General features: G+C 70.0%; 18 protein-coding genes, 3 tRNA genes and 1 pseudogene. 13 read left to right on the top strand and 9 right to left on the bottom strand.

Annotated features, from left to right (window positions below):
• Positions 1-118: 118 nt before the first annotated feature.
• Positions 119-558, top strand: a pseudogene (locus ACZ6O2_RS33205) (transposase family protein); the annotation flags it as partial.
• A 175-nt stretch (positions 559-733) separates the two neighbouring features.
• On the opposite strand, the gene ACZ6O2_RS33200 reads toward ACZ6O2_RS33205, so the two are convergent.
• A tRNA-Arg gene (locus tag ACZ6O2_RS33200) sits at positions 734-806 on the bottom strand.
• 36 nt (positions 807-842) lie between these two features.
• Positions 843-933 (bottom strand) — tRNA-Ser (locus tag ACZ6O2_RS33195).
• A gap of 590 nt (positions 934-1,523) precedes the next feature.
• On the opposite strand from ACZ6O2_RS33195, the gene ACZ6O2_RS33190 reads away from it, so the two are divergent.
• Positions 1,524-2,621: a hypothetical protein gene (locus ACZ6O2_RS33190; protein ID WP_466025732.1), complete on the top strand. Its 1,098-nt coding sequence runs from the start codon at positions 1,524-1,526 to the stop codon at positions 2,619-2,621.
• Positions 2,622-2,730: 109 nt separating this feature from the next.
• Here ACZ6O2_RS33190 and ACZ6O2_RS33185 read toward each other — a convergent pair whose 3' ends face one another.
• Positions 2,731-3,501 carry a CPBP family intramembrane glutamic endopeptidase gene (locus tag ACZ6O2_RS33185; protein WP_466025731.1) on the bottom strand — a complete coding sequence of 257 codons (771 nt, stop codon included), beginning with the start codon at positions 3,499-3,501 and terminating at the stop codon, positions 2,731-2,733.
• A 145-nt stretch (positions 3,502-3,646) separates the two neighbouring features.
• Here ACZ6O2_RS33185 and ACZ6O2_RS33180 point away from each other — a divergent pair, with 145 nt between their 5' ends.
• Positions 3,647-4,765, top strand: coding sequence for a globin domain-containing protein (locus ACZ6O2_RS33180; protein WP_466025730.1), 1,119 nt, complete (start codon positions 3,647-3,649; stop codon positions 4,763-4,765).
• Positions 4,766-5,028: 263 nt separating this feature from the next.
• On the opposite strand, the gene ACZ6O2_RS33175 is transcribed toward ACZ6O2_RS33180, so the two are convergent.
• Complete coding sequence (locus ACZ6O2_RS33175) at positions 5,029-6,546, bottom strand: peptide deformylase (RefSeq protein ID WP_466025729.1); 1,518 nt, start codon at positions 6,544-6,546, stop codon at positions 5,029-5,031.
• A 284-nt stretch (positions 6,547-6,830) separates the two neighbouring features.
• Between ACZ6O2_RS33175 and ACZ6O2_RS33170 the strand changes: the two genes are divergently transcribed.
• The gene (locus ACZ6O2_RS33170) at positions 6,831-7,610 is read left to right on the top strand and encodes an IucA/IucC family C-terminal-domain containing protein (protein WP_466025737.1); all 780 of its coding nucleotides are present in this window, start codon (positions 6,831-6,833) and stop codon (positions 7,608-7,610) included.
• A 22-nt stretch (positions 7,611-7,632) separates the two neighbouring features.
• Here ACZ6O2_RS33170 and ACZ6O2_RS33165 read toward each other — a convergent pair whose 3' ends face one another.
• The gene (locus tag ACZ6O2_RS33165; RefSeq protein WP_466025728.1) at positions 7,633-9,453 is read right to left on the bottom strand and encodes a DUF6311 domain-containing protein; all 1,821 of its coding nucleotides are present in this window, start codon (positions 9,451-9,453) and stop codon (positions 7,633-7,635) included.
• A gap of 211 nt (positions 9,454-9,664) precedes the next feature.
• Between ACZ6O2_RS33165 and ACZ6O2_RS33160 the strand changes: the two genes are divergently transcribed.
• Positions 9,665-10,375: a class I SAM-dependent methyltransferase gene (locus ACZ6O2_RS33160; protein WP_393304764.1), complete on the top strand. Its 711-nt coding sequence runs from the start codon at positions 9,665-9,667 to the stop codon at positions 10,373-10,375.
• A gap of 122 nt (positions 10,376-10,497) precedes the next feature.
• On the opposite strand, the gene ACZ6O2_RS33155 is transcribed toward ACZ6O2_RS33160, so the two are convergent.
• Positions 10,498-11,031, bottom strand: a complete 534-nt coding sequence (locus ACZ6O2_RS33155; RefSeq protein ID WP_350712434.1) for a YbhB/YbcL family Raf kinase inhibitor-like protein — start codon at positions 11,029-11,031, stop codon at positions 10,498-10,500.
• 153 nt (positions 11,032-11,184) lie between these two features.
• Between ACZ6O2_RS33155 and ACZ6O2_RS33150 the strand changes: the two genes are divergently transcribed.
• Together ACZ6O2_RS33150 and ACZ6O2_RS33145 are read left to right on the top strand one after the other, a co-directional pair.
• Complete coding sequence (locus tag ACZ6O2_RS33150) at positions 11,185-11,892, top strand: hypothetical protein (RefSeq protein WP_350712435.1); 708 nt, start codon at positions 11,185-11,187, stop codon at positions 11,890-11,892.
• A gap of 328 nt (positions 11,893-12,220) precedes the next feature.
• Positions 12,221-13,234 (top strand): hypothetical protein, encoded by a 1,014-nt coding sequence (locus ACZ6O2_RS33145; protein WP_466025727.1) that lies wholly within the window; start codon positions 12,221-12,223, stop codon positions 13,232-13,234.
• A gap of 527 nt (positions 13,235-13,761) precedes the next feature.
• Here the strand turns inward: ACZ6O2_RS33145 and ACZ6O2_RS33140 are convergent.
• Positions 13,762-13,971, bottom strand: coding sequence for a hypothetical protein (locus ACZ6O2_RS33140; RefSeq protein WP_350712437.1), 210 nt, complete (start codon positions 13,969-13,971; stop codon positions 13,762-13,764).
• A 381-nt stretch (positions 13,972-14,352) separates the two neighbouring features.
• Between ACZ6O2_RS33140 and ACZ6O2_RS33135 the strand changes: the two genes are divergently transcribed.
• Both ACZ6O2_RS33135 and ACZ6O2_RS33130 read left to right on the top strand, forming a co-directional pair.
• A complete protein-coding gene (locus ACZ6O2_RS33135; protein ID WP_466025726.1) occupies positions 14,353-17,010 on the top strand; it encodes an N-6 DNA methylase in 2,658 nt (885 codons plus the stop codon).
• Between the two features lie 15 nt (positions 17,011-17,025).
• On the top strand, positions 17,026-18,051 hold the full coding sequence (locus tag ACZ6O2_RS33130; protein ID WP_466025725.1) for a ComEC/Rec2 family competence protein: 1,026 nt from the start codon (positions 17,026-17,028) through the stop codon (positions 18,049-18,051).
• Between the two features lie 737 nt (positions 18,052-18,788).
• Here ACZ6O2_RS33130 and ACZ6O2_RS33125 read toward each other — a convergent pair.
• A tRNA-Ser gene (locus tag ACZ6O2_RS33125) sits at positions 18,789-18,877 on the bottom strand.
• Between the two features lie 97 nt (positions 18,878-18,974).
• Between ACZ6O2_RS33125 and ACZ6O2_RS33120 the strand changes: the two genes are divergently transcribed.
• Both ACZ6O2_RS33120 and ACZ6O2_RS33115 read left to right on the top strand, forming a co-directional pair.
• Positions 18,975-19,514, top strand: a complete 540-nt coding sequence (locus ACZ6O2_RS33120; protein WP_466025724.1) for an AAA family ATPase — start codon at positions 18,975-18,977, stop codon at positions 19,512-19,514.
• A gap of 9 nt (positions 19,515-19,523) precedes the next feature.
• Positions 19,524-20,501: an NAD(P)H-quinone oxidoreductase gene (locus tag ACZ6O2_RS33115; protein ID WP_466025723.1), complete on the top strand. Its 978-nt coding sequence runs from the start codon at positions 19,524-19,526 to the stop codon at positions 20,499-20,501.
• A gap of 131 nt (positions 20,502-20,632) precedes the next feature.
• On the opposite strand, the gene soxR is transcribed toward ACZ6O2_RS33115, so the two are convergent.
• On the bottom strand, positions 20,633-21,097 hold the full coding sequence (gene soxR, locus ACZ6O2_RS33110; RefSeq protein WP_350712442.1) for a redox-sensitive transcriptional activator SoxR: 465 nt from the start codon (positions 21,095-21,097) through the stop codon (positions 20,633-20,635).
• Between the two features lie 46 nt (positions 21,098-21,143).
• On the opposite strand from soxR, the gene ACZ6O2_RS33105 reads away from it, so the two are divergent.
• On the top strand, positions 21,144-21,887 hold the full coding sequence (locus tag ACZ6O2_RS33105; RefSeq protein ID WP_350712443.1) for a transketolase: 744 nt from the start codon (positions 21,144-21,146) through the stop codon (positions 21,885-21,887).
• 2 nt (positions 21,888-21,889) lie between these two features.
• Positions 21,890-22,795: a transketolase family protein gene (locus ACZ6O2_RS33100; protein WP_466025722.1), complete on the top strand. Its 906-nt coding sequence runs from the start codon at positions 21,890-21,892 to the stop codon at positions 22,793-22,795.
• Positions 22,796-22,803: the final 8 nt, after the last annotated feature.

The raw sequence follows: 22,803 nt of genomic DNA, 5'->3' as shown, positions 1-22,803 counted from the left end.
CGAGTTCGGTGAACGCGGCGGCGACCCGTAGCGGGGACTGCGTAGATTTCAACTCTGCCTACATTCGTCTCTGTCTCACATTCGATGGTCACCGAAGGTGGTCGATGTCGTTGAGACCATGTGTGTGAGATCGATTGATCTTACGAAATGGCGTTCTCGGGGCTGTTGCCGCCGGTGATCGATGACGTGACGGACGAGGGCAAGCGGATCCTGGTGCGGGCTCGGACTCCGGAGAGGCCGGTGGCTTGTCCGGGCTGCGCGGCAGTGACGGGCCGGGTGCACGGGTATCACCAGCGGACCCTCGCGGACGTTCCGGTCGATGCCCGGCCGGTGGTGGTCCGGGTGCGCATACGTCGTCTGGTGTGCCCGAGTCTGGTGTGCCCGACTCAGGGCTGCCGTCGAACGTTCCGCGAACAACTGCCCGGGGTCCTGAGCCGCTACCAGCGCCGCACATGCCGGTTGATCTCCCGGGTCGGTGCGGTGGTGCGGCAGTTGGCCGGCCGTGGCGGCGCGCGGATGTTGTCGGCCTTGGCGGTGGTCGTGTCCCGGCAGACCGCCGACACGCAACGCTTTGGTCAGCCTAGGCCGGCACGGACCACCGCCGAAACAGCACTGCGACAACGGAGCACCATCGGAGCACCAGATTCCAAATCTTGGGAAGATCCGTCCCGGCCCGCAGAAGCGATCAAGGCCGTGACCTGCATTTTCGCTGGTCACGGCCTTGATCGTAAGGTGCGCCCGAAGGGACTCGAACCCCTAACCTTCTGATCCGTAGTCAGATGCTCTATCCATTGAGCTACGGGCGCTTGGTGCTCGGCCAGTCTACACAACCGGCTTTCGCGCGGAGACTCCGGGATTCGAACCCGGGAGGGGCTTTAAGACCCCAACCGCATTAGCAGTGCGGCGCCATAGACCAGACTAGGCGAAGTCTCCCTGGTGGCCCCTGCAGACCACCGCGCCCGAGGATACATGCCCGCAGCGATCAGGAGCAAAGCGACTTCCCCCGTACGACCGGCCGCACTGGCGGGCCGGAGCGCGCGGGGCCGCCGGGGCTCGGGTATCCCGGCTGTGCGCGAGCCTGATCGGGACTAAGCTCCATCGATATGCAGGAGCAGCCGCCGCGGGAGCCGACCCGACGAGAGCCTGCTGAGGGGGCGCGGCGGCGCTCCGCGAAGCCGACCTTCACGCCGCCGCCCGCGCCACCGGAGCCGGCACCGCCCGCGCCCTCGCCGGCCCGGCGGGCGGAGGATGCCGAGGAGCGCCCCCGGCGGGTGAAGCCGGCCCCCGCGGTGCTCTTCCAGCCACCTGCGGACGACCCGCCGCTGCCTCGCCAGGCCGATCGTTCGGCCGGGCCGGCGCCCCGGGAGCGCGCCGACCGGGCCGGGACGGTCGGGCAGAGTGACGTCCCACACACGAGCGGCGCGGATCCCGTGACCATCGGAGCCCGTCAGGGGACACCGACCGACGTCCCTGCCGGGACGGCGGCGACGAACGGTCCGGGCGAGGGCACGTCAGCGGGGCCGGTGGCGGCACAGGCACCGAGCACGCCGGGAGAGGGGTCGTCCGCGCCGGCCGCCGCGGAGCGGGCGCGCCGCGCCACCCGCGCCAGCAAGATCCCCGCGAAGAAGGCCGCCGCCGGGACCCCGGTCGAGGAAGTCGCCGCAGCGCGGGCCACAACCCCCGGGAAGGCCGTCACGGGCACCGCCACCCCGGCCAAGAAGACCCCCGTCAAGAAGACCCCCGCCAAGAAGACCCCCGCGAGGAAGACGGCCGCCACGAAGAGCCCGCCGGCCGAGCAGCCGCGGGAGGGCGTCGACCTGCCGCCGGCCGCGACAGCAGACACGTCCGCCGCGACGAAGGCCACACCTGCTCGGAAGGCGACGACCGCGAGGAAGGCCACACCTGCGCGCATCGAGAGCGCGAGGGCCGGCGTGCCGAGCACCACAGTCCAGGCCGGGCCGCCGAGCACCCCGTCGGACCGTACGCCGGAACCGGCCCTGCGGGGGATCGTCTCGCGGGTGCTCGGCCATCCCGGGTTCGCTCCGGAGTTGCTGGCCCTGGCCGCCGTCGAGGTGCTCGGCCCGCGTGCCCGTGACTGGGCGCAGGGGCTGCGCGACGCGTACCCCGATGCGGGTGCCGACGGGCTGGCCCGGCTCGCGACCCGGCGGTTCGTGCGGCAGGCCGGGGCGGGCGGGGCGACGGCCGCGCTGGCGGGGCTGTTCGCGCCGCTGGCCGAGCTGGCGGCGGTGCTGTGGACCCAGGCCAACCTGGTGCTGCACCTGGCCGCGGCGTACGGCCGGGACCCGGCCCATCCGGACCGGGCGGTGGAGCTGCTGGTGCTGACTCGCGTACACCCGGATGCCGGGAGCGCGGAGGCGGCGCTGGCGGCGGCCCGGGCGGCGGACGGGCCCGGTGAGGCGCCGTGGCCGCGGGCGGCGGAGGCGGCGTGGCGACTGGCCGCGCCGCTCGCCGCCCAGGCCGGTGGCTGGCTGGCGCTGCGGGCGGCGTCCCGGCTGCTGCCGGGCGCGGCGGTGCTCGCGGCAGCGGCCGGCGACGCAGCGGGGGCCGAGCGGCTCGCCGCCCGCGCGATCAGCGCCTACCGGCGGACAGCGGCCGGCTGAGCCGACGACGCCGGTCGGGTACCGGCGGAAGGAAAGCCGGCGGACAGCGGCCGGCTGAGCCGACAACGGCCGGTCGGAAGCCGGCGGGCAGGCGGCGGCGCGGACAAGCTCACAGCCAGTCGAACCACTCCCTCGGCAGCAGGGCATAGCCGACGAAGGCGAACACGTCGAGCAGGGTGTGCGCGACGACCAGCGGCATGACCCGGCGGGTGCGCAGGTAGAACAGGCTGAACACGACGCCCATCACCACGTTGCCCACGAAGGCGCCGAAGCCCTGGTAGAGGTGGTACGAGCCGCGCAGCACGGCGCTCGTCGCGATGATCGCGCCGAGCCGCCACTGGAGCTGCTGCAACCGGGTGACCAGGTAGCCGACCACGATCACCTCCTCCAGCACCGAGTTCTGCACGGCGGCCAGGACCAGCACCGGCACCGTCCACCAGAGTTCGGGCAGCGCGGCCGGCACCAGCGTGGCGTTGACGCCGAGCTGGGCCGCCACCCAGAACAGCGCCAGGCCGGGCAGGCCGATCAGCGCGGCCAGCCCGGCGCCCCGCGCCAGGTCCTGGCCGGGCCGCCGGGCGTCCAGGCCGAGCCCCCGCGCCGGGTCGCCGAGGTCCCGCGCCAGCAGGTGTACGGCGAGCAGCACCGGCAGCAACGCGAAGCAGATCCCGAGCAGCTGGTACGTGAGGTCCAGCCACGGCCGGGGCGACACCGAGGTGTTGAGCGCGGCGGTCTGCTTCGACAGCGGCCCGTCGGCGGTCAGCTTCGCGACGATCGACACCGCCGCGTAGACGGCGGACTGGCCGAGGGACAGGCCGAGCACCAGCAGCGTCTCGGTGCCGAGCATCCGGCGGGTCGCCGGGCGGTCCAGCTCAACGGTCACCGCACCACTGTGCCCGACGACGACGCTCGGCGGCAGCGCCGAACCAACCTCACGAGCCGATCGCACATTCTGTGCGACCGGTCGACACGCTCCGTGGACATTCTATGGGCGCCCGATCCGCCGTCAGGAGAAGGAGCGCGCGCCCGTGGACGACTTCGCACGGCTGCTGAAGGAGAGCTGGACCCTGGTCGAGGAGCACCGGGAGCGGCTGGGTGGTCACTTCTACGCCCGGCTCTTCCTCCTCGACCCCGAGCTGCGGAAGCTCTTCCCGGTGCAGATGACCGGGCAGGGCGACCGGATCCTGGAGGCGATCGTCACCGCCAGCCAGACGGTCGGCGACCCGGAGAGCTTCGACGAGTACCTGCGCTCGCTGGGCCGGGACCACCGGAAGTACCACGTCGAGGCGGCGCACTACGAGACCATGGGCGTCGCGCTGCTGGACGCGCTGCGCAGCACCGCCGGCGACGGCTGGAACCTGGAGTACGACCAGGCGTGGCGGGACGCGTACGCGGCGATCTCGGAGAAGATGCTCGCCGGAGCGGCGGCCGACGACAACCCGCCGTTCTGGCACGCGGAGGTGCTGACGCACGAGCGGTACGGCACGGACACGGCGGTGCTCACCTGCCGGGCGTTGCAGCACCCGCTGCGCTGGAGGGCCGGCCAGTACGTGAGCGTCGAGGTACCCCGTCACCAGCCCCGGGTGTGGCGCACCTACTCGATCGCGAACGCCCCGAACGACGACAACGTGCTGGAGTTCCACGTCCGTACGCCGACGGGCGCCGGCTGGGTCTCGGGGGCGCTGGTCCGCCGGGTGAAGCCGGGTGACCTGCTCCGGGTGGCGGCGCCGATGGGGTCGATGACGCTGGACCGCTCCTCCGAGCGGGACGTCCTCTGCGTGGCCGGCGGCGTCGGGCTCGCCCCGGTGAAGGCGCTCGTGGAGGAGCTGGCCAGCTACAACCGGACCCGGTGGGTGCACGTCTTCTACGGCGCCCGCACGGAGGCGGACCTGTACGGCCTGGCCGCGCTCCGGGAGTTGGTGGCGGCGCACCCGTGGCTGTCGGTGACCCCGGCGTGCAGCGAGGACCCGGACTTCGACGGCGAGCTGGGCGACATCTCCGACGTGGCCAGCCGGTACGGGCCGTGGACGGCGCACGACTGCTACGTCTCGGGTTCCGCCCGGATGGTCCGGGCCACCCTGCGCGTCCTCGCCGAGGACGACGTCCCGCCGGAGAACACCCGCTACGACACCTTCGGCGGCCTCTAGAAGCGTTCCTCCCCCCAACCGGGGCGCGTGCCCCTGCCCCCTGGGGCACGCGCCCCGGTCCCCGACGGCGGACCGGCACCGCCCCGCTCGACCACGTCCGCCCGGCCGTCCTTCCCACCCGGGCGGACGTGGTCGCGCACCCGGGGAGCCGACCGGCACGCCACCACGGCACGAGGGCACGGCGGCGGGAGGACACCGGGTTGTCGTTCGCAATGCGGGAGGCGGAGGACCTCACCCTGCCGGCCACGACGCGCGGACGGGCGTCAGTAGCGCCAGGGGTGGCCGGTCTCGCGGTACTCCTCGACGGGCACCAGCGGCACGCCCGGCGCCATCCGGTCCACGTAGAGCCGCCCCTCCAGGTGGTCGATCTCGTGCGCGACGAGCCGGGCCATGCCGAACTCGAACGAGGTGATGATCCGGCTGCCGTCGTACTGGGCGTGCTCCACGTCGATCCGCAGTGGCCGGGGCACCAGGCCGCGGTGGTCGAAGAAGGAGAGGCAGCCCTCGTACTGCTCGTCGGTGTCCGGGGCGGTGTCGACCACCCGGGGGTTGAGCAGCACGACCGGCTCGGCCGACCGGTCGGGGGGTCGGACCACCGCCGCGGCCCGGTCGAGGTCGAGCTGCGGGGCGGCGATGCCCACGCCCTTGCTGAACGGGTGCAGCTCGTCGAGCCGGACCAGGGCCGCGCAGAGGCGGTCGACCACGTCCCGGGCCGCCTGCTCCTCGCGGGGCAGGTCGAACGGGCGCGCCGGCTGGCGAAGCAGGTCGCTGCCGCGCTGCACGATGCCGATGCCGCGCATCCGGTCGCTGGGCCGGACCCGCCCGGCCTCCTCCGGCTCGGCGTCGGGCCGGCCGCGGAACCGCCACTGCAACCGGTAGCGCGCGTTGAGCGGCGGATCGTCGGTCGCCCAGTCGAAGATCACCCGGTCGGCGTCGTCGCGGCGGGTCACCGGCGTGCGCAGCGGGCCCTCCTCCGCCGAGAGCGAGGTCTCCGCGCCCCAGACCTGCGGGTCGAGGGCAGCCGGGAGGTCCAGGCGTACGGCCATCTGCCGGGTGGGCAGCCGGACGGCCCGCTGGAACCAGGGGCCCCACTTGTCGTGCCCGACGCAGTACGCGTACTCGATGGTGGCGCGGTCGCCGGGGTAGAGCGGGAAGCGTCGGTCGGCGTTCTCGAAGAGCAGCCAGATCTCCTTGAAGGCGTCCCGGTCGTGCTTGGCCCGCCAGTGCATCGCCTCCTGCTCGTCCGCGTCCTCCCGGACGGCCCGCAGCCGCAGCTCGGCGAAGGTGAGCGGATGCTCCCGGTGGTGTCGGTTGGACCGCCCCGGGTCGTTCGGGTAGCGGTCGACGGCGACCCGCACCAGGTAACGGGTGACCGGCTCGGTGCCGGCGTTGTACAGCTCCCGCCGGATGACGCAGCGGTACGCGTCGCCGAGGTGGGTGAGCGTGGCGAGTTCCCGCTCGACGATGAGCCCGGTGCCGGGCGGCATCCACTGCCCGGGGACGGGCGGCTCCCGGAGGGCCCGTTCGGCGCGGGCGTGGCGCAGCTCGTCGTACTCCCTGAAGCGCTGCCAGATCGCGCCGCTGGCCTCCAGCACGGCCTCGGCGCGGCGCGCGAAGTCCTCGGTGGGGCGGTGCCGCCGCCCCTCGACGTGGCTGACGTACGACGGGTCGAACCCCATCAGGGTGGCGAGCTGCTTCTTGGACAGCCCCCGCCCGGTACGGTGCCGGGCGAGCTCGGCAGCGAAGGAGTCGGCAGCCCGATCGAGCGGTGAGGTCGTCATCAGCTTCCTCGTGGCCGGGAGTATCAGTTTCACGTTCTGTGGCCACGCGCACACGGGAAGTGCCGCCTTGCCGACACGAGCCTTGACATCAAGCGATGTTTATCGATACTGCGCGCCGGCGTTTCCCGCCCCGACCCCCGGGTAGTACGCCGCACGCGGCGGAGTGATCCGCACCTCCCGATCCGGCGTAGGTGAGGCTTCCCTTAGCCCGCGAGCTGTGGTTAGGCTAGCCTTAGCTCGGCGACGGGCGCTTCGAACGGGGGATGAGTCGGATGACAGCGGTGATGCCTGGGCGTCAGGTCGCCGCCGCGCCGCTGGCCCCGGTCACCGCCGCCCTGCGGGCCATGTTCGGCACCGACGACGTTCCCGGCCTCGCGCCCGGCCTGCTGGTCGCCGACGAGTTCGGCTGGGGCCGGGCCAGCACCCTGGTCGACGGCACCCGGCTGCCGGAGTTCCTGCACTCGGCCACCCTGCGCTGGGGCGGCACCCCGCACGCCTGCGCCGCGCTGGCCTGGAAGTCCTACAGCTACTGGACGTCGCTGCCCGTGGTGCTCGGCTGGGCCTCCGCCCGCCGGGTGCCGCTGCTCGACCCGGCCGACGTGCTGATCCACTTCGAGGACCACCGCCCGCTGCTCACCCTTGGCCTGCGCCGCTCGACCACGGTCGCGGTGCTGCCGGGCGACCCGCTGGCGCTCTCCGGGCTGCCCGAGGTGCGGGTCGTCGCCGACGAGGCCGAGCTGCTCCGGGTGCTCCGCGCCTCGCTGCTCGACGCCCACCTGGCCCCGATGATCGCCGCGATCCAGGCCGAGGTCCGGATCGGCGCGCGCACCCTGCTCGGGTCGGTGGCCTCCGGCATCGCCCACGGCATCCTCCGGGCCGCCGACGGCCTGCCCGGCTCCTCGGTCGAGACGATCGAGACCCTGCTCGGCGCGCTGGACCTCGCCGACCTGGTGGAACTGGTCCCCGGCCCGACGGGCGAGCCGACCGTGCAACGCCGCACCTGCTGCCTCGCCTTCACCCTCCCCAAGCCCAAGATCTGCCAGGGCTGCTGCGTCCGCCCGTAGCGCCCGACCTCCCGGTCCCGCCTCAATCGGTGAGCGTACGGACGTCCCAGAGCCAGACCCCTCCGGTGTACGTGGGGCGGATGCCGGTCAGCTCGGTCATCCCCCGGCGCAGCGCGTCGGCGTGCCGGTGCGGGCCGAGGACCACCGCCCCCGCCCGCCAGTACCGCAGGTCCCCGACCGCGTCGACCCGCGCCTGCGGGGTGATCGGCGGCACCGCGCCGGTGCGCCGGATCTCGGCGAAGAACTCGCTGGTCGGCCGGGGCGGGGCGGAGAACAGCGCGACCCGGTCCCGCCCGGGACGGGTGTCCGGGCCGAGGAAGTAGCCGCGGGCGATGGGCATGTCCAGCCCGGTCCGCGCCGACCAGCGCAGCGGGTCGGCGTAGTGGGTGTCGGGCAGGGGCAGCGTCACGATGCTCCGTTCGCCGGCCGCGTACGGCCGCCAGGCGCCCGAGGTGACGAAGGCGGGGACGGGGTCGAGCCGGGTGGTGGGCAGCGGGGTGGGCAGGATCGGCAGCAGCGCCATGGCGAGCACCGTGGCGGCGGCGAAGCGGATCTGCGGTCGGGCCCGCGGGTGCCGGGCGGCCAGGACGCGCACGTGCTCCGCCCCGTAGGCGAGCAGCACCCCGACGATCGGGGTGATCGCCAGCGCCCACCGGGTCGGCACCACCGAGTGCAGGATCGGCAGGCCCTCCAGCGCCGCCCACGGGCCGGGCACCCCGGTCCCCCTCCCGTTGAGCTGGATCTCCCGCCCCAGGGAGAGCAGCCCGAAGAGCAGCGTGAGGGCGGCCAGCCCGCGCACCACGACGTGCCGGCGCAGCCACCAGAGCAGGGCGACGACGAGCACGACCAGCGGCCACCCGAAGAAGGCGTTCTCCTCGGTCGGGTTCTTCGCCAGCCCCTGCGCCGTGCGCGCGTCACCGGCGAGGGACTCCCGGGAGTACGCCACGAACGAGGCGAGGTCCGTGGAGTAGCCGCGGATCAGCCACGACAGTCCGTGGTAGGCCCCGGACCCGAAGAACTGGACGTACAGCGGGTACGCCAGCAGGACGAGCGCCACCACGGCGGCCGTACCCAGGCCGGCGAGGAAAGGCCGGGCCCGGCGGCGCAGTTCGGGCCGGCCGAGGACGAGCGCCCCGACGACCACGCCCAGCCCGATCGCGGTCATCAGCAGCACTTCGAGGTTGATGAAGGCCTGCCAGACGATCGCGAGCGCGAGCAGCAGACCGTTGCGCAGCCAGCGCCCGGGCTCGGCGAGCCGCAGCGTGCGCCAGATGATCAGGGGCACGACGAACTGCGAGACGATGTTGGGGTGCGCGTTCGCGTGCGAGACCATCGCCGGGGCGTACGCGCAGAACGCCGCGCCGAGCCAGGCCGGCCCCCGGGAGCCGACGACCACCCGGGAGAGCAGGAGATACCAGGCCGTCGCCGTGGCAATCATGCCCAATGTGAGGAAAAGCAGAAACGACGCCCGCGTGCCGAACAGCAGCGTGACGGGCGTCATTGGGATAGATACGGATAATACGGACGTATTTGCCATCAGATTGACGCTGTCCGGCACGTTCATCCGGTCCGACGTGAACGGATAAACGAAATCGGTCACCACCCGCGCGCCGTGCGCCATCATCCACTCGAACTGGGACTGGTCCGTACGGTTGTCCCGGATGCCGTGGGCCGGGCGCAGCCACAGCCGCGCGGTCACCCAGAAGCCGAGCAGGACGAAGCTCGCCACGGCGGCGAGGTCCGTCCACCACCCCTTCCAGGGGCGTACGCCCCGGTCGGACCCGCTTTCCGGCGCTCCGCGTCCCGGCGCACCGGCGGGGAGGTCCGATTCAGGAGTAGTCATAACGATTCGTAGAGTAGTCAGGCTATGGCACCGCCGTGACATGTTTCGGGGTACTGGCGTACCATGTGCCGGGTTCGCCGACCGCCGATCACGCGCCCACCCCCCGACCGCAATTCGGCCACCCAGGTGCCCCGATTCTTCTGCCGTCAGCGCGGATGATTCACTCTGTCGGTCCAGGCGCGGGTCGAGTCATATCGTGAGGAATCGACGCATGGCAGAAATCACTGGGGATCAGCGCGTGCAGTCCGAGGTCCTGGAAGGCCTCGCGACCGCGGTCAACCACCGTCGCTGGTTTGTCGAGCTGGCGGTGCCGCACCTCGGTGACAACCCGATCGAGATCGGCAGCGGGCTCGGCGACTACGCTCTGGAGTGGGCGGAGCGGCTGCCCCGGTTCACCGCCACCGAGGCCGACCCGGACCGGCTCGTCTCACTGAAGGAGCGGCTGGCCGACCAGCCGAACATCGAGGTCCGCCAGATGCTGCTGCCGCACTCGGAGCGGGGCGACTACAGCGCGGCCGTGTCGTACAACGTGCTGGAGCACATCGAGGACCACGTGGGCGCGCTGCGCAGCATGCGCGACCTGGTCCGGCCGGGCGGCAACATCATCATCATCGTGCCGGCGTTCCAGTTCGCGATGAGCCCGGCGGACATCGCCACCGGTCACGTGCGCCGCTACACCAAGAAGACCCTGGCCGACGCGATGACCGCCGCCGGCCTGACGGTGGAGAAGATCCACTACGCGAACGCGCTCGGGCTGATCGGCTACTTCATGGCGACCAAGGTCTTCCGGCTGATGCCGAAGGAGGGCCCGATGGTCAAGGTCTACGACACCCTCGTGCTCCCCGCCACGAAGGCGGCGGAGCAGCGCGTCCGCCCCCCGTTCGGCCAGTCCGTCTTCGCCGTCGCCCGCGTCCCCGCCTGACCCTCCTCCCTCTGCCCGCCCTGCCCCGCGATCTTGCACCTGCCGCCCCGGCGCACGGGGCGAAAGCCGCGAGACAAGGGCCGAAGCGCAAGATCGCGGGGCAGGGAGAGGGAGGGGAGGCGTTACTGCTTGACCTGGTAGGTGGGGCGGATGACGGCGCGGGCCAGGGTGTGGAAGGCCAGGTTGAAGCCGACCGCGGCGGGGGTCGCGTCGGGGGTGACGTCGAGGCGCTCCACGTCGAGGGCGTGCACGGCGAAGACGTAGCGGTGCGGGCGGTCACCGGCCGGCGGTGCGGCGCCGCCGTAGCCCTGGTCGCCGTAGTCGTTGCGGACCGTGAAGGCGCCACCGAAATCCTCCGCGCCCGCTCCTCTGGGCAACTCGGTGACGCTCGCCGGCAGGTTGACCAGCACCCAGTGCCAGAACCCGCTCCCCGTCGGGGCGTCCGGGTCGAGGCAGGTCACGACGAAGCCCCTGGTCTCGGCCGGGAAGCCGGACCAGGCGAGTTGCGGCGAGACGTTCCCGCCCCCGACGCTGCCGTGGGCGTACGTGGCGTCCATCGGCTCGCCGTTCTGCACGTCGTCGCTGGTCAGGGTGAACGACGACACGGTCGGCAGCAGCTCGTACGGGTCCGGGGCGATCGGTCGTTCCAGGGTCATCTGGACAGGTCCTTCCGGTGAGCGCGGTTGTCCTCCGCACCCTTCATACCCCGCCGACGCCCGCGATCGAACCGGAGGCGCCCGGCGTCCCGTACGAGGTGGCTTCGACCCGAGTCGACACGTCACGTGCGCCGTGGGCAAGAATGCCTCCCCATGGGCCTTGATCTCTACGTCGGACCGCTGACCCGTTACCACCTGAACGACTGGCTGACCATCACACAGCAGATCGGCGCACAGGACGGGTACGACGTGCGGATCATCCGGGCGCAGGAGGACGAGGACCACGAAGCCGACCCGGACGTGGTCCAGAACGCCGTACGGGAGTGGCAACAGTGGCTCGGGGAGGCGCTCGGCGGCCCCGTGGACTGGCCGGAGGGCACGACCCAGCCGTACTGGACCGACAAGCCCGACTGGGACGGATTCGGCGCCGTGCTGCTGTTCGCCGCGTACGACGAGCGTCCGGACCTGCATCCGGGCCCCTGGGGCAAGGAAGACAGCCCGCGCGAGTTCGCCGACGCGCCCGCCTACCAGGCGGCCTCGGCACAGCCCGAGCGCTACGTCACCCTGCTGTCCGGGGTGGAGTGGTGGTTGCCGCTCGCCGAGGATCCGCTGGTGATCGAGGCGTCCCGGCCGACGGGTCAACCGACCCGGATGGGTTCGATCGATCGGCTGGCCGCGGAGCTGCGCCTGCTGGACGAACGCACCGGTCTCCTCGCCGGGCACGACCCGGCCGAGCTTCGGCGCGGGCTGTTCACCGACGACCCGACGCTGGTGGAGTTCGCACGGTTCGGCCTCGCGGTGATGCTCGATCTCGCCGAGACCGCGATCGAGCACCGTCAGCCCCTACTCCTGGACTACTGACGCCACGTTCGGGCTGGGCGGGTCAGCTCGGGCACAACCAGTGAGCAGGAGCGGCAGTCGCCGAGCCCGCCGCCCGGACAGGCACCACGACGCCCCCTGGCCGCGTTTGCGCTGGCCAGGGGGCGTTGTGCTGGTCAGGGCCGGAGAGTGTGTACCGGCGCCCAGGGGGTTATCCCCCGGCCCGACCGGGGGCTGACCGGCGGACGCGTCCGGGGGCGTATCGGATAGTCGGGCGGGACGAATTCGCCGAGGCTGGTGGACACGTCAGCACCGTCCAAGGCGGGCTCGTTCGAACAGACACGGCCCCCTGATCCTCGTCTGGAGCCCGATGACCATCGTTGCAACGTGCGTCAGCACGCTACGCGGCTGGCACCGGCCGCTGGTGGCGAACGCGACGCTCATGTTCACCCTGACGTTGGTCTCCGCCGTCGGCCTGTTCGTCGACGATCGCCTGCTCATGGGCGAATCGGTCTGGGTGAAGCCGATGAAGTTCGGCTTCGCAATGGGGGTGTACGGCCTGACCCTGGCATGGCTGCTCAGCAAGCTGAGCAAGGGCAGGCGTTTCGGCTGGTGGCTCGGCACCGTTTTCGCGGTCGCCGGTCTGCTGGACGTCGGTGCCGTCGCCTACGCCGCCGCGCACGGCACCTTCAGCCACTTCAACAACAATGCCGAGCCTGTCGCCGAAACCGTGCGGACGGTGTTCTCCATCGGCGTCGCGCCACTCCTGCTGACCACTTTGATCATCGCGGTCCTGGTCCTGATCCAACGCACCGGCGACCGCGCCATGACCCGCGCCCTGCGCGCCGGACTCGGGCTTGCCATCGCCAGCATGGTCGTGGCCCTCTGGCTCGGCAACTCCTCGAGCGCAGCACCCCGCACGGTGACCGACGCCAACGGCCACCCGGTGTCCATGAGCGGCGGCCACGGAATCGGTGACCCCGACGGCCACGGAATGTTCCTCACCAACTGGAGTACGACCGGCGGCGACCTCCGCGTACCGCACTTCGTCGGCCTGCACGCCATCCAGGTGCTGCTGTTCGTCACCGCGATCCTGGGTGTGCTCGCGGCCAGTCATGGTTGGCTCCGCGACGAACGGGTCCGGGCCCGGCTGGTCGGCGTCGCCAGCCTCGGCTACACCGGCGTGTTCGCGATATTCACCTGGCAGGCGAAGCGAGGCATGCCGGTGACCCGTCTCGATCGGCAGACACTGGTCGCCTTCGCCGGGGTAGCGGTGTTCACCCTCGTGACGGCCGCTGCGGTGGTCGTCGCTGCGCGTCGGCGGTCCGCGTCACCCAGCGACAGGGAGCAGCGCGCCGAACTGTCGGGCGTGCCGGCCCACTGAGCGCCACCGGTGACGTTACTGATCGCCGACGCGGAGACCGACAACGGCGACAGCGTCCGAGACGCGGCGGCCGGGAGCGAGACGAAGTGAGACCGGCTCACCGTCCGTAGACCGCCCCCTGACCGGCATTCGTGCTGGTCAGGGGGCTTTGTCCGGTCCGGGGGAGCGGAGGGTGTGGGATTCGAACCCACGAAGGACATCGCTGCCCTTACCGGTTTTCAAGACCATGCAACTCAAGACTTTGACCAGCATGAACGCCGTCCCGCCCGGTCGTCGCGACACGGATACGACACACGGCCCACTCAGGCCAGGTCGTTCACCGCCGCCAGCCCTCGGCTTTCGCGCCAACGGGCAAGGCTGTTGCCGCCAGCCCGACGCGCTACCTAGTCCTCATGTACTGGCCGTAGGTGCTCCGACTGCGGGTCATAGCAGACAAGGCCATGGTTGGCTGCCAGCCGGGCGGCCTCGGCCGACAGCTCTCCGGCTATCCATAGGGCATCGTCAGGTAGATCATCGGCCCAGACGCGTCATCGAGCAGCGAGCCCCAACCAGAGGTTCTGCCTCCAGGCATGGGCGGCCCAGCGCTCGGCTAGCGCTGCGGCGTAGGCAAGGATGCGCGGGGTCGGACCGAACTCCCCACCTTCCATGTACTCCTCGTAGAGCTGTTCATAGACCCCGCCGGCCTCAACGTCGTCTCCGGGCTGCGCGCCCTCCCACACCGCCAGGTCGTAACTCATGCCTGAAAGTTTGCCGCCTGGTCACGAAACCGGCATCGCCCCCTGCCTTGCAAAGATCATGACTTCTGTCGGCCAGCGTCGGTTCGTGCCGCTGAGCTGCTCGCCGTGTCGCCTACTGCCGCCCCTGGACCAGCCCGTCGGCGGGCTTGGCTGTACCGATGGCTGTATCGGAAGCGCTAGAGACAGGTCTATCCCCGCAGTCGAGGCAAGCTCACCGAGATGCCCTAGCTCCCACAGCCAGTCGCCGTGACCGCAGCCCGGCGGTGGCCGGCAAGAACGATCGCGCTAGACAGCGGTGGCGGCCGACGAGCTGGGTAACCACCGCAAATTATGAGACTATCGGTACTGCGCTGATCGTCGTCTTTGTGCGACCCTTCTCGTATGCGGCACAAGAGACAGGCGAAGAGCAGGCCGCAGGCACGCCAGCTTCTTGACACACTGCAACTGCTCGGCTACGGCTCTGACCTCATCGAGCATGAGTACACGGTGTGGCTTGGGGACCGACAGGTCGAGGCTGACCTCGTCGCGTTTAGCCGCAGTGAACCGAAGGACATGAGCACGGCTGCTCTAGTCGTCGAGTTCGCTGAGGGCGCGCGCGAGGACGTGTGGGGGCAGGCTGCTCAAATCGGAAGATTTCTCGCCGCGCCGATTGTGGGGCTCGCTGATTCGGCGGGACTATCTTTGGCGACGGTGACTCGGGACGGCAGCACTCACCGGCTCTTTGACATCCCGTTCGGCGACCTGAGCCTAACAAGGGATGTGCGAGAGCATTTAAGCCCGCGTCACATTTTCGAAATGAAGACTGGAAGCCGCCAGCCCGGTCTTTTTCCAATAGATGTGTCTTTGTTAGACTATGCGCGACAAGCAACCGAGGATCGTCTGGCGCCGCGGGTCGAGAGGGCTTTAATTGCAGCCTTTGATCATCTCGGTTACGAGCGTGAGGCGAACTCCGAGCGTGACGCATTGGAGAGGTCCCACCAGCGAGCTTCAAGGCTCGTGGTGGGCGCGCTCGCAGCGCTAGTCCTTAGAGACAAGGAAGATTTTCCCGAGCTTCCCGCTGGGGCCCTTCTCGATACAATTCTCCAAAGATATCCGAGCGAGTTTTCATGGGTGCAGGCGTTAAGCCCGCTCGAACTGGACGGCTTGACTGGCGTAGTTGCCGGGCTAGGCGCAGATATTAACTTCAAGAGCCTGGATCCGCTCGTCCTCAGCGGGGTTTATGAAAGCACACTCGTTAGCGACATCACCAGGCGGCAATTAGGCACCCACTACACGCCTCCTGGACTGTCTCGGCGCATGCTGGCGGAACTACCGGTCGAGCTGATACCCCCGGGCGACCGATCGGTGCTAGACCCAACCTGCGGTTCGGGAAGTCTTTTGCTTGCGGCACATGACCGCTTGCGAGCTCTTCAACCCGCAGAATGGAACCTGGCCCAGAGCCATCACGACCTGGCGGAACACCTAAGAGGCTTCGATACAGACGCGTTTGCAGTAGAGATTGCTCGCCTAAGTCTGCTACTTCACGCTATGCCAGCGGGCAATGGGTGGGATGTAAGGCAGAGGGACGCGCTGCTTGAATACATGCCTGAAACCGATAGGCCGTCTATCGTAGTAGCGAATCCTCCATGGAGGAATACGAACACGAGCCACGGACGCAGAGCAGAGGCTGCAGACGACTTCCTGAGATGGATGCTAAATAGCCTCCGGCCAGGGGGCCTGCTTGCGGTCGTATTGCCTGTTGGCTGGCTTCGAAACAGAAGTAGCAGAGAAGCAAGAGCATCCCTGCGCGAGTCCTGCGACCTATTTGAAGTGTGGCGTCTCCCAAAGGGGTCCTTCGAGTCGGGAAACATGGCGCCCGCGGTGCTCTTCGCTCAGAAGCAGACCCCCGCGCCTTCTCGCAAGGGTCCCATCCTCTTTCGCAGAGTCTTCCGCAAGTCGAGCCTTGCTTCCTTCTATCGTGGATTGTCTGGTGGTGAGGCTTACCTGGCCGACCCCCACAAATTACCCGAGTCCGGTCCACTCCTTTCCGGCCTGCTGACTGCTTCTTTTATCGGGCGCGATGTTACTACCGTTTCGTCCGTCGCCACTGTGACTGCAGGGCCCCAACCTGTGGCGGGATTCACGGCTCGAACCACACGAGAGGCAAACTGCCTGTACCTTCCGCGTCTTCGCGACATGCGTCCTTTTGCCGAGACGCCCGAAGGTCGACTAAGCCCAATGAGATTTCCAGGCGATTTTCAAACGGGTCGCGGTGCGGTGGGCTTAGGCCGTCGGAAAGTCGTTGTCCCTGCAGCCAGTGGCCCTGACACTCCATGGCGCCTATGGACAGGACTCGACAGCCGTGGCGTGCTGGTGAGGAACAGCATGCACATGGTTATTCCACATGAAGATGACGAGGCCTACCTCTATGGCCTAACGGCCTTCCTTGCTTCCGGCTTCGCGTCATGCTGGGTTGACGAACGCGCTGTTGAGCGGAACGTCAGCACAGCAGATGTCCTGAGCATTCCCTCGCCGTCTCGCCGGTCGGACTGGAAAGCGCTGGCCGAACTGGGGCGAGAGGGAATTAGGGCCGCGACCGAACCCGACGCTCTTGGCAATATCACTCGCGCCATCGACCAGTTTGTCTGGAGGTCCTTGGAGGTTCCGCCAGAAGTGCAAACAGGTCTGGAACGCCGCCTGTCGGACTTTGTGGCACCTGAGGGGGTTTACCGGTACCAACAATCACCAGTGCCCGCAGCAGCAAGCAACAATGGTAAGCCTAGGTCTAGGTTCGGCGTCGTGCTTGACGTTAGTGATCAGCGCATGTTGATCGAGGTTGTTGGCATAACCTCGTCCGAGGGTGTTTGGGTTGATCCGCCGCCCAGCTTGCCGGCTGCATTGTGTCGTCCGGGCGCCACCTTTGACGTTATTATTCCAGACGGCGCCCCACTTAGGGACGGGCAGTACTTCTACCAGCCTGAAAGCTGGGTTGACGCCGAGGCCTTGATGCAGAACCCCGCCTATCACGATGCCCATCCGGTCGTGACTGGCACTAACTGAATTCGGTGACGGGGAGTGAACGTGAATGAGGTCAATCTGCCGGGATCTTCTGCATCCCCCGATGCCACCGAAGCGGCCAACGTCGAGGTTCTGTTTCTGAATGTAGGCCAAGGAGACTCGACACTCGTCGTCGATTATTCAACTAAAGAAGCAATACTAATCGACTGCCCGGGTGGCCGGGAGCATGTGGTCGAGCAGGCCCTTAGCGATCGCGGGTGCAAGCTAGCAGTAGCGCTGATCACACATTGGGACCTAGATCACTTTGGCGGCATTATCGGTGTTCTAGACCAGTGCGGAACCAAGACCTTGCGTTTCAACCACGAGACGCTGCTGGCTCATGGAAACCAAGGCCGCGTATTGGCCACCCTTCGGAGACTGCGCGATCAGCGATACAATCACATAGAACTCAGTGATGCTAGACAGGGTCTCGTGGGGACAGTCGGGGCGGTTCGTTTCGAACTACTCGCCCCGTCCTATCGCCAACTGCTCTTTGCTGTTTCTTCCTTCGACCGAAACCTTGCTAGCGGCGTAGTGGCAATCGAAGCGAACGGCACTAGAGTGCTTGTGGGAGGCGACGCGGACGGCAGGGTTTGGAGTCGAATTCTATCTGAGGGAATTTCGGTTAGATCCGACTTTCTCAAGTGGCCACACCACGGAGCGATGAGGCACACGGAACGCCATGTTGACGACCAAGAACTACTGGACGCAGTAGAGCCTTCGCTTGTGATATTCAGTGCGGGAAGCCATAATAGGTACGGGCACCCGCTACCATCGACAGTTAGACTCGTTGCTAACAACAACACCGACGTTATCTGCACGCAGGTAACGGAACGGTGTCATTCTGGCCTACATGAAGCCGATACTCCCTGTGCTGGCACTGTTTCTTTGATGCTTAGTCCCGGCGGACGCGTAACCAGGTCGCCAAACGGTCATCGTCTGGCTGGCTTAATCGATGGCTGGACGCAGCCGCTGTGCAGGCCGGCCACCGCCAACCCCAACCTCACTGGCTTTGTCGAAGGCGAAGACGCTCTGGTGAATTAGGGCTGGGCCGAGCCTCTCTACATCGCCCGTGCCTGCCATCCCACCCCAACCACCCACGACCGCAACCGTTCGGCAACTCCATCCTGGAGTCGTTGCGCCCCCGCTGGAGGCAGCCCTAACCCCAACCCCGCCCCTACCCTCTGCCCCTCCTCCACCTCACCCCTTTCCCACCTCGGACTCGTGAGCGGCCTGGCGAATTCCGTTCGGCAGCTCGACCGACGGACCGTCGATCGGTCTGCGGTGAGACGTCACGAGGTTGGAAGAGCCGGAAGGTAGAGCTGTCGCATGGTCCCGGTCAGTCCGGGACTCGTCACCGGTCCCTTTCACGGACCCAGGGTGACGCGCGGGGCGGGGCGTGGTTTGCGGGCCGGCTGACTTTTCCGCCCCGGCGCCGTAGGCGGCCGGGGCGGCGGCTCCGTAGGAGCCGGTTGCCGCGCCCCGGCCCGCGCCGCGCGGAGCGCCTTGATCCCCTAGAAGGCTGAATCGGCAGTGGGCCTCGGCCGTTGTTCCTTGAGCGGCAACCAGGCCACGCGGTCCATTAAGCGGATCGAGGGAGCGTTGGGCACCGAGGAGCCGGGCACGGCCGAGAGTGAGCCGGGAGTCGCCGACACGTAAACGACACGACCAGTGAGACACGACGGCCCCCAGCGAGACGAAGTGAGACCGATTCGCCATCCATAGACACGCCCCCTGACCGGCGTTCGGGCTGGTCAGGGGGCGTTTTTGCTGTCTAGAGGCGGAGGGTGTGGGATTCGAACCCACGAAGGACATCGCTGCCCTTACCGGTTTTCAAGACCAGCGCCATCGGCCACTAGGCGAACCCTCCCGGGCCGCGCCCCACAGGGGTACGCGACCGTGCCTAGTCTGCCACGGCGACGCACCGGGCGAGCGGGCACGGCACCCGCGTTGAGATGATCGGCGGCATGTGGGAGACCCCGTCCGTCGTGCTGATCACCGGCATCATGGCCGCCGGCAAGTCCACTGTGGCCGAGGCGCTGGCCGGGCGGCTGCCCCGGGCGGTGCACCTGCGGGGGGACGTCTTCCGGCGGATGGTGGTCAGCGGGCGGGAGGAGATGACCGCCGAGCCGTCGGAGGAGGCGTGGCGGCAGTTGCGGCTGCGCTACGACCTCGCGGCGTCGGCGGCGGACCGCTACGCCGCCGACGGCTTCACCGTGGTGCTCCAGGACGTGGTCCTCGGCGCGGACCTGCCGGCCATGGTCGACCGTATCCGGCACCGCCCGCTGGCGGTCGTCGTGCTCGCGCCGAGCCCCGAGGTCGTCGCCGCCCGCGAGGACGCCCGGGAGAAGACCGGGTACGGCGACTGGCCGGTCGCCGACCTGGACGCGGGGTTCCGCGCGGAGACGCCCCGCATCGGGCTCTGGCTGGACACCTCCGCGCAGACGCCGGGGCAGACGGTGGACGAGATCCTGGCCCGGGCGTGGACCGACGGGCGGGTGGGGTAGACACAGGGCATGCGCGCGATGACGATCCCGGAGCCCGGCGGACCCGACGCACTGGTCTGGAGCGAGGTGCCCGATCCCGAGCCCGGCCCCGGCGAGGTGCTCGTCGACGTGCGGGCCACCGCCGTGAACCGGGCGGACCTGTTGCAACGGCAGGGGCACTACCCGCCTCCGCCGGGCGCGCCCGCGTACCCCGGGCTGGAGTGCTCCGGGGTGATCAGCGCGACCGGGCCCGACGTGGCCGGCTGGGAGGTCGGCCAGGAGGTCTGCGCGCTGCTGGCCGGCGGCGGGTACGCGGAGCGCGTCGCCGTGCCGGCCGGGCAGTTGCTGCCGGTGCCGGCGGGGGTCGACCTGGTCGACGCGGCGGCGCTGCCCGAGGTGGCCTGCACGGTCTGGTCGAACGTCGTGCAGCTGGCCCGGCTCGCGAAGGGTGAGACGCTGCTGCTGCACGGCGGCGGCAGCGGGATCGGCACCTTCGCGGTCCAGCTCGGGGTCGCGCTCGGCGCCACGGTGGTGGTCACCGCCCGGCCGGCCAAGCACGAGCGGCTGCGCGAGCTGGGCGCGGCGCACACGATCGACTACCGGGAGCAGGACTTCGTCGAGGAGGTGCGGCGGGTCACGGACGGCCGGGGCGCCGACGTCATTCTCGACATCATGGGCGCCTCCTACCTGCCCCGGAACGTGGCGGCGCTGGCCACCGACGGCCGGCTGGTGGTCATCGGCATGCAGGGCGGCCGCAAGGGCGAGTTGGATCTCGGCGCGCTGCTGGCCAAGCGGGGCACGGTCGCGGCCACCGCGCTGCGGTCCCGGCCCCGGGAGCAGAAGACGGAGATCGTCCGTGGCGTCCGCCAGCAGGTCTGGCCGCTGGTCGAGGCCGGCGCGATCAGGCCGATCGTGGACCGCCGGCTGCCGATCACCGAGGCGGCGCAGGCGCACCGGCTGGTCGAGTCGAGCGACCACGTCGGCAAGGTGCTGCTCACCACCGGCTGACGCGTCAAACCGGGCCGGCGCAGGGATCACGAGCCGGCCGGCCGGCGGCCGGTGCCGTGACCGCCACCGTCAGCCGCCGTGACCGCCACCGTCGGCCGCCGTGACCGCCACCGTCGGCCGCCGGGTTGCCGTCAGGCGGCCGGCGCCGGGTCGGCGGCCGGGCGGGGGAGCATCAGGCGGGCCCCCGAGCCCTCTCCGGAGAGCGAGTCGTCCGGGTTGTAGAGCGTGCAGCGCCGCAGCGACAGGCAGCCGCAGCCGATGCAGCCGTCGAGGTCGTCGCGCAGCTTGGTCATCAGCCGGATCTTCTCGGTCAGGCGCTCCCGCCAGGCCGCGGAGAGCCGCGCCCAGTCCTCGGCGCTGGGGGTACGGGAGGCCGGCAGCGAGTCCAGCGCCTCCCGGATCTCCTCCAGCGAGATGCCGACCTGCTGGGAGATCCGGATGAACGCCACCCGGCGCAGCTCGGTGCGGGCGTACCGGCGCTGGTTGCCGCCCGTCCGTTCGGCCCGGATCAGCCCGAGCCGCTCGTAGTAGCGCAGCGCCGAAGGGGCCACGCCGCTGCGGGTGGAGAGCTGGCCGATGGTCAGTGACTCGTGCATCACGTCGCCTTGAGTTGAAGCGGACTTCAACTTGCAGGCTAGCGGCATGACCACGATGACCGCCAACGCGGGTCGGGTGGCGACCGCCTCACCGCCGGACGACCCGACCGTGCCGCCCCTGCCCGGGCCCGTCGCCCCGCTGTACGAGCGGGTCCGCGCGGGCCGGGAGTTCGGCGCGAACGTCCGTTCCACGGTCGACGTGCTCTGGGTGCTCTACGACCGGATCCTGCGGATCACCCCGGAGACCGTCGACGCGCCGGAGCGGGACCGGTTCCTGCTCTCCAAGGGGCACGCCGTCGCCGGCTACTACGCCGTGCTCGCCGCGAAGGGCTTCGTCCCCGCCGACTGGCTGGACGACCAGGGCGGCCCGGGGAGCCGGCTCGGCGACCACCCCGACCGGATGCTGGTGCCCGGGGTGGAGATCGGCTCCGGCTCCCTCGGCCACGGGCTCGGGCTCGGCGTGGGCACCGCGCTCGGGCTGCGCGCCCAGGGCCTGCTCACGCCCCGGGTCTTCGTGCTGCTCGGCGACGCGGAGCTGGACGAGGGCTCCAACCACGAGGCGATCGCGTACGCGGGCGCGACCGGGTTGGGCAACCTGACCGCGATCGTGATCGACAACGGCTCCGCCACGCACGGCTGGCCGGGCGGCGCCGCGGCCCGGTTCACCGTCAACGGCTGGACCGCCGCCACCGTCGACGGGCGGGACCACGACGCCCTGCACACCGCCCTGACCGGGCAGGACAACCACCGGCCGCACGTCGTCGTCGCGGTCGTCGACCAGGGGGAGTGACCGTGCGGGACCGTTTCGTCGACACCACCACCGCGCTGCTCGCGGACGATCCGCGTACGGCGCTGGTGCTGGCGGACATCTCCGCCGCCGCGTTCGCCCCGGCCGCGCGGCGGCACCCGGACCGGGTGCTCAACGTCGGGATCCGCGAGCAGTTGATGGTGGGCGTGGCCGGCGGGCTGGCGCTGACCGGGCTGCGGCCGATCGCGCACAGCTACGCCCCGTTCCTGGTCGAGCGCGCGTACGAGCAGCTCAAGTTGGACCTCGACCACCAGGGTGTGGGCGCGGTGCTGGTCAGCGTCGGCGCGTCGTACGACCGGGCGGCGGCCGGGCGCACCCACCTCTCGCCGGCGGACGTCTCGCTGATCGACACCCTGCACGGCTGGACCGTGCACGTCCCCGGCCACCCCGACGAGGTGCCGGCGCTGCTGCGGGACGCGGTGGCCGCCGACGGCTCGGCGTACCTGCGGCTCTCCACCCAGCACAACGACCGGCCGTACGGCGGCGACGACGGCGCGCTGCGCGTGCTCCGGGACGCGGGGCCGGGCGCCCCGCTGCTGGTCGCGGTCGGCCCGGTGCTGGACGCGTCGCTCGCCGCGGCGGCCGACCTGGGCGTCACGGTGGCGTACACCCACCGGCCCCGGCCGTTCGACACCGCGGGGCTGCGGGCGCTGGCCGGCACGGAGGTGATCCTGGTCGAGCCCTACCTGGCCGGGACGTCGGCGCGGGTGGTGTCGGCGGCGCTGGCCGACCGGCCGCACCGGCTGCTAACGCTCGGCGTCGGGCGCGAGGAGCTGCGCCGCTACGGGTCGGCCGAGGACCACACCCGGTGGCACGGGCTGGACGCCGCCGGGCTGCGCCGCTCGGTCGGCGGGTTCCTGGAGTCGGCGCTGGCGCCGGCCGGCCGCTGAGCCCGCGA

This window comes from Micromonospora sp. NPDC048040, from assembly GCF_055587185.1.
The sequence above is the reverse complement of the archived record's forward strand: the minus strand, read 5'-3'. Positions and strand labels throughout refer to the sequence as shown.

Bases quoted from the DNA above. Each gene is read 5' to 3' on its own strand.
- ACZ6O2_RS33170 (WP_466025737.1), top strand. From the start codon at position 6,831: ATGCCTGGGCGTCAGGTCGCCGCCGCGCCGCTGGCCCCGGTCACCGCC.
- ACZ6O2_RS33160 (WP_393304764.1), top strand. From the start codon at position 9,665: ATGGCAGAAATCACTGGGGATCAGCGCGTGCAGTCCGAGGTCCTGGAA.
- ACZ6O2_RS33175 (WP_466025729.1), bottom strand. From the start codon at position 6,546: ATGACGACCTCACCGCTCGATCGGGCTGCCGACTCCTTCGCTGCCGAG.
- ACZ6O2_RS33155 (WP_350712434.1), bottom strand. From the start codon at position 11,031: ATGACCCTGGAACGACCGATCGCCCCGGACCCGTACGAGCTGCTGCCG.
- ACZ6O2_RS33140 (WP_350712437.1), bottom strand. From the start codon at position 13,971: ATGAGTTACGACCTGGCGGTGTGGGAGGGCGCGCAGCCCGGAGACGAC.
- ACZ6O2_RS33120 (WP_466025724.1), top strand. From the start codon at position 18,975: ATGTGGGAGACCCCGTCCGTCGTGCTGATCACCGGCATCATGGCCGCC.
- ACZ6O2_RS33105 (WP_350712443.1), top strand. From the start codon at position 21,144: ATGACCACGATGACCGCCAACGCGGGTCGGGTGGCGACCGCCTCACCG.
- ACZ6O2_RS33165 (WP_466025728.1), bottom strand. From the start codon at position 9,453: ATGACTACTCCTGAATCGGACCTCCCCGCCGGTGCGCCGGGACGCGGA.
- soxR (WP_350712442.1), bottom strand. From the start codon at position 21,097: ATGCACGAGTCACTGACCATCGGCCAGCTCTCCACCCGCAGCGGCGTG.
- ACZ6O2_RS33135 (WP_466025726.1), top strand. From the start codon at position 14,353: ATGCGGCACAAGAGACAGGCGAAGAGCAGGCCGCAGGCACGCCAGCTT.
- ACZ6O2_RS33145 (WP_466025727.1), top strand. From the start codon at position 12,221: ATGACCATCGTTGCAACGTGCGTCAGCACGCTACGCGGCTGGCACCGG.
- ACZ6O2_RS33150 (WP_350712435.1), top strand. From the start codon at position 11,185: ATGGGCCTTGATCTCTACGTCGGACCGCTGACCCGTTACCACCTGAAC.
- ACZ6O2_RS33115 (WP_466025723.1), top strand. From the start codon at position 19,524: ATGCGCGCGATGACGATCCCGGAGCCCGGCGGACCCGACGCACTGGTC.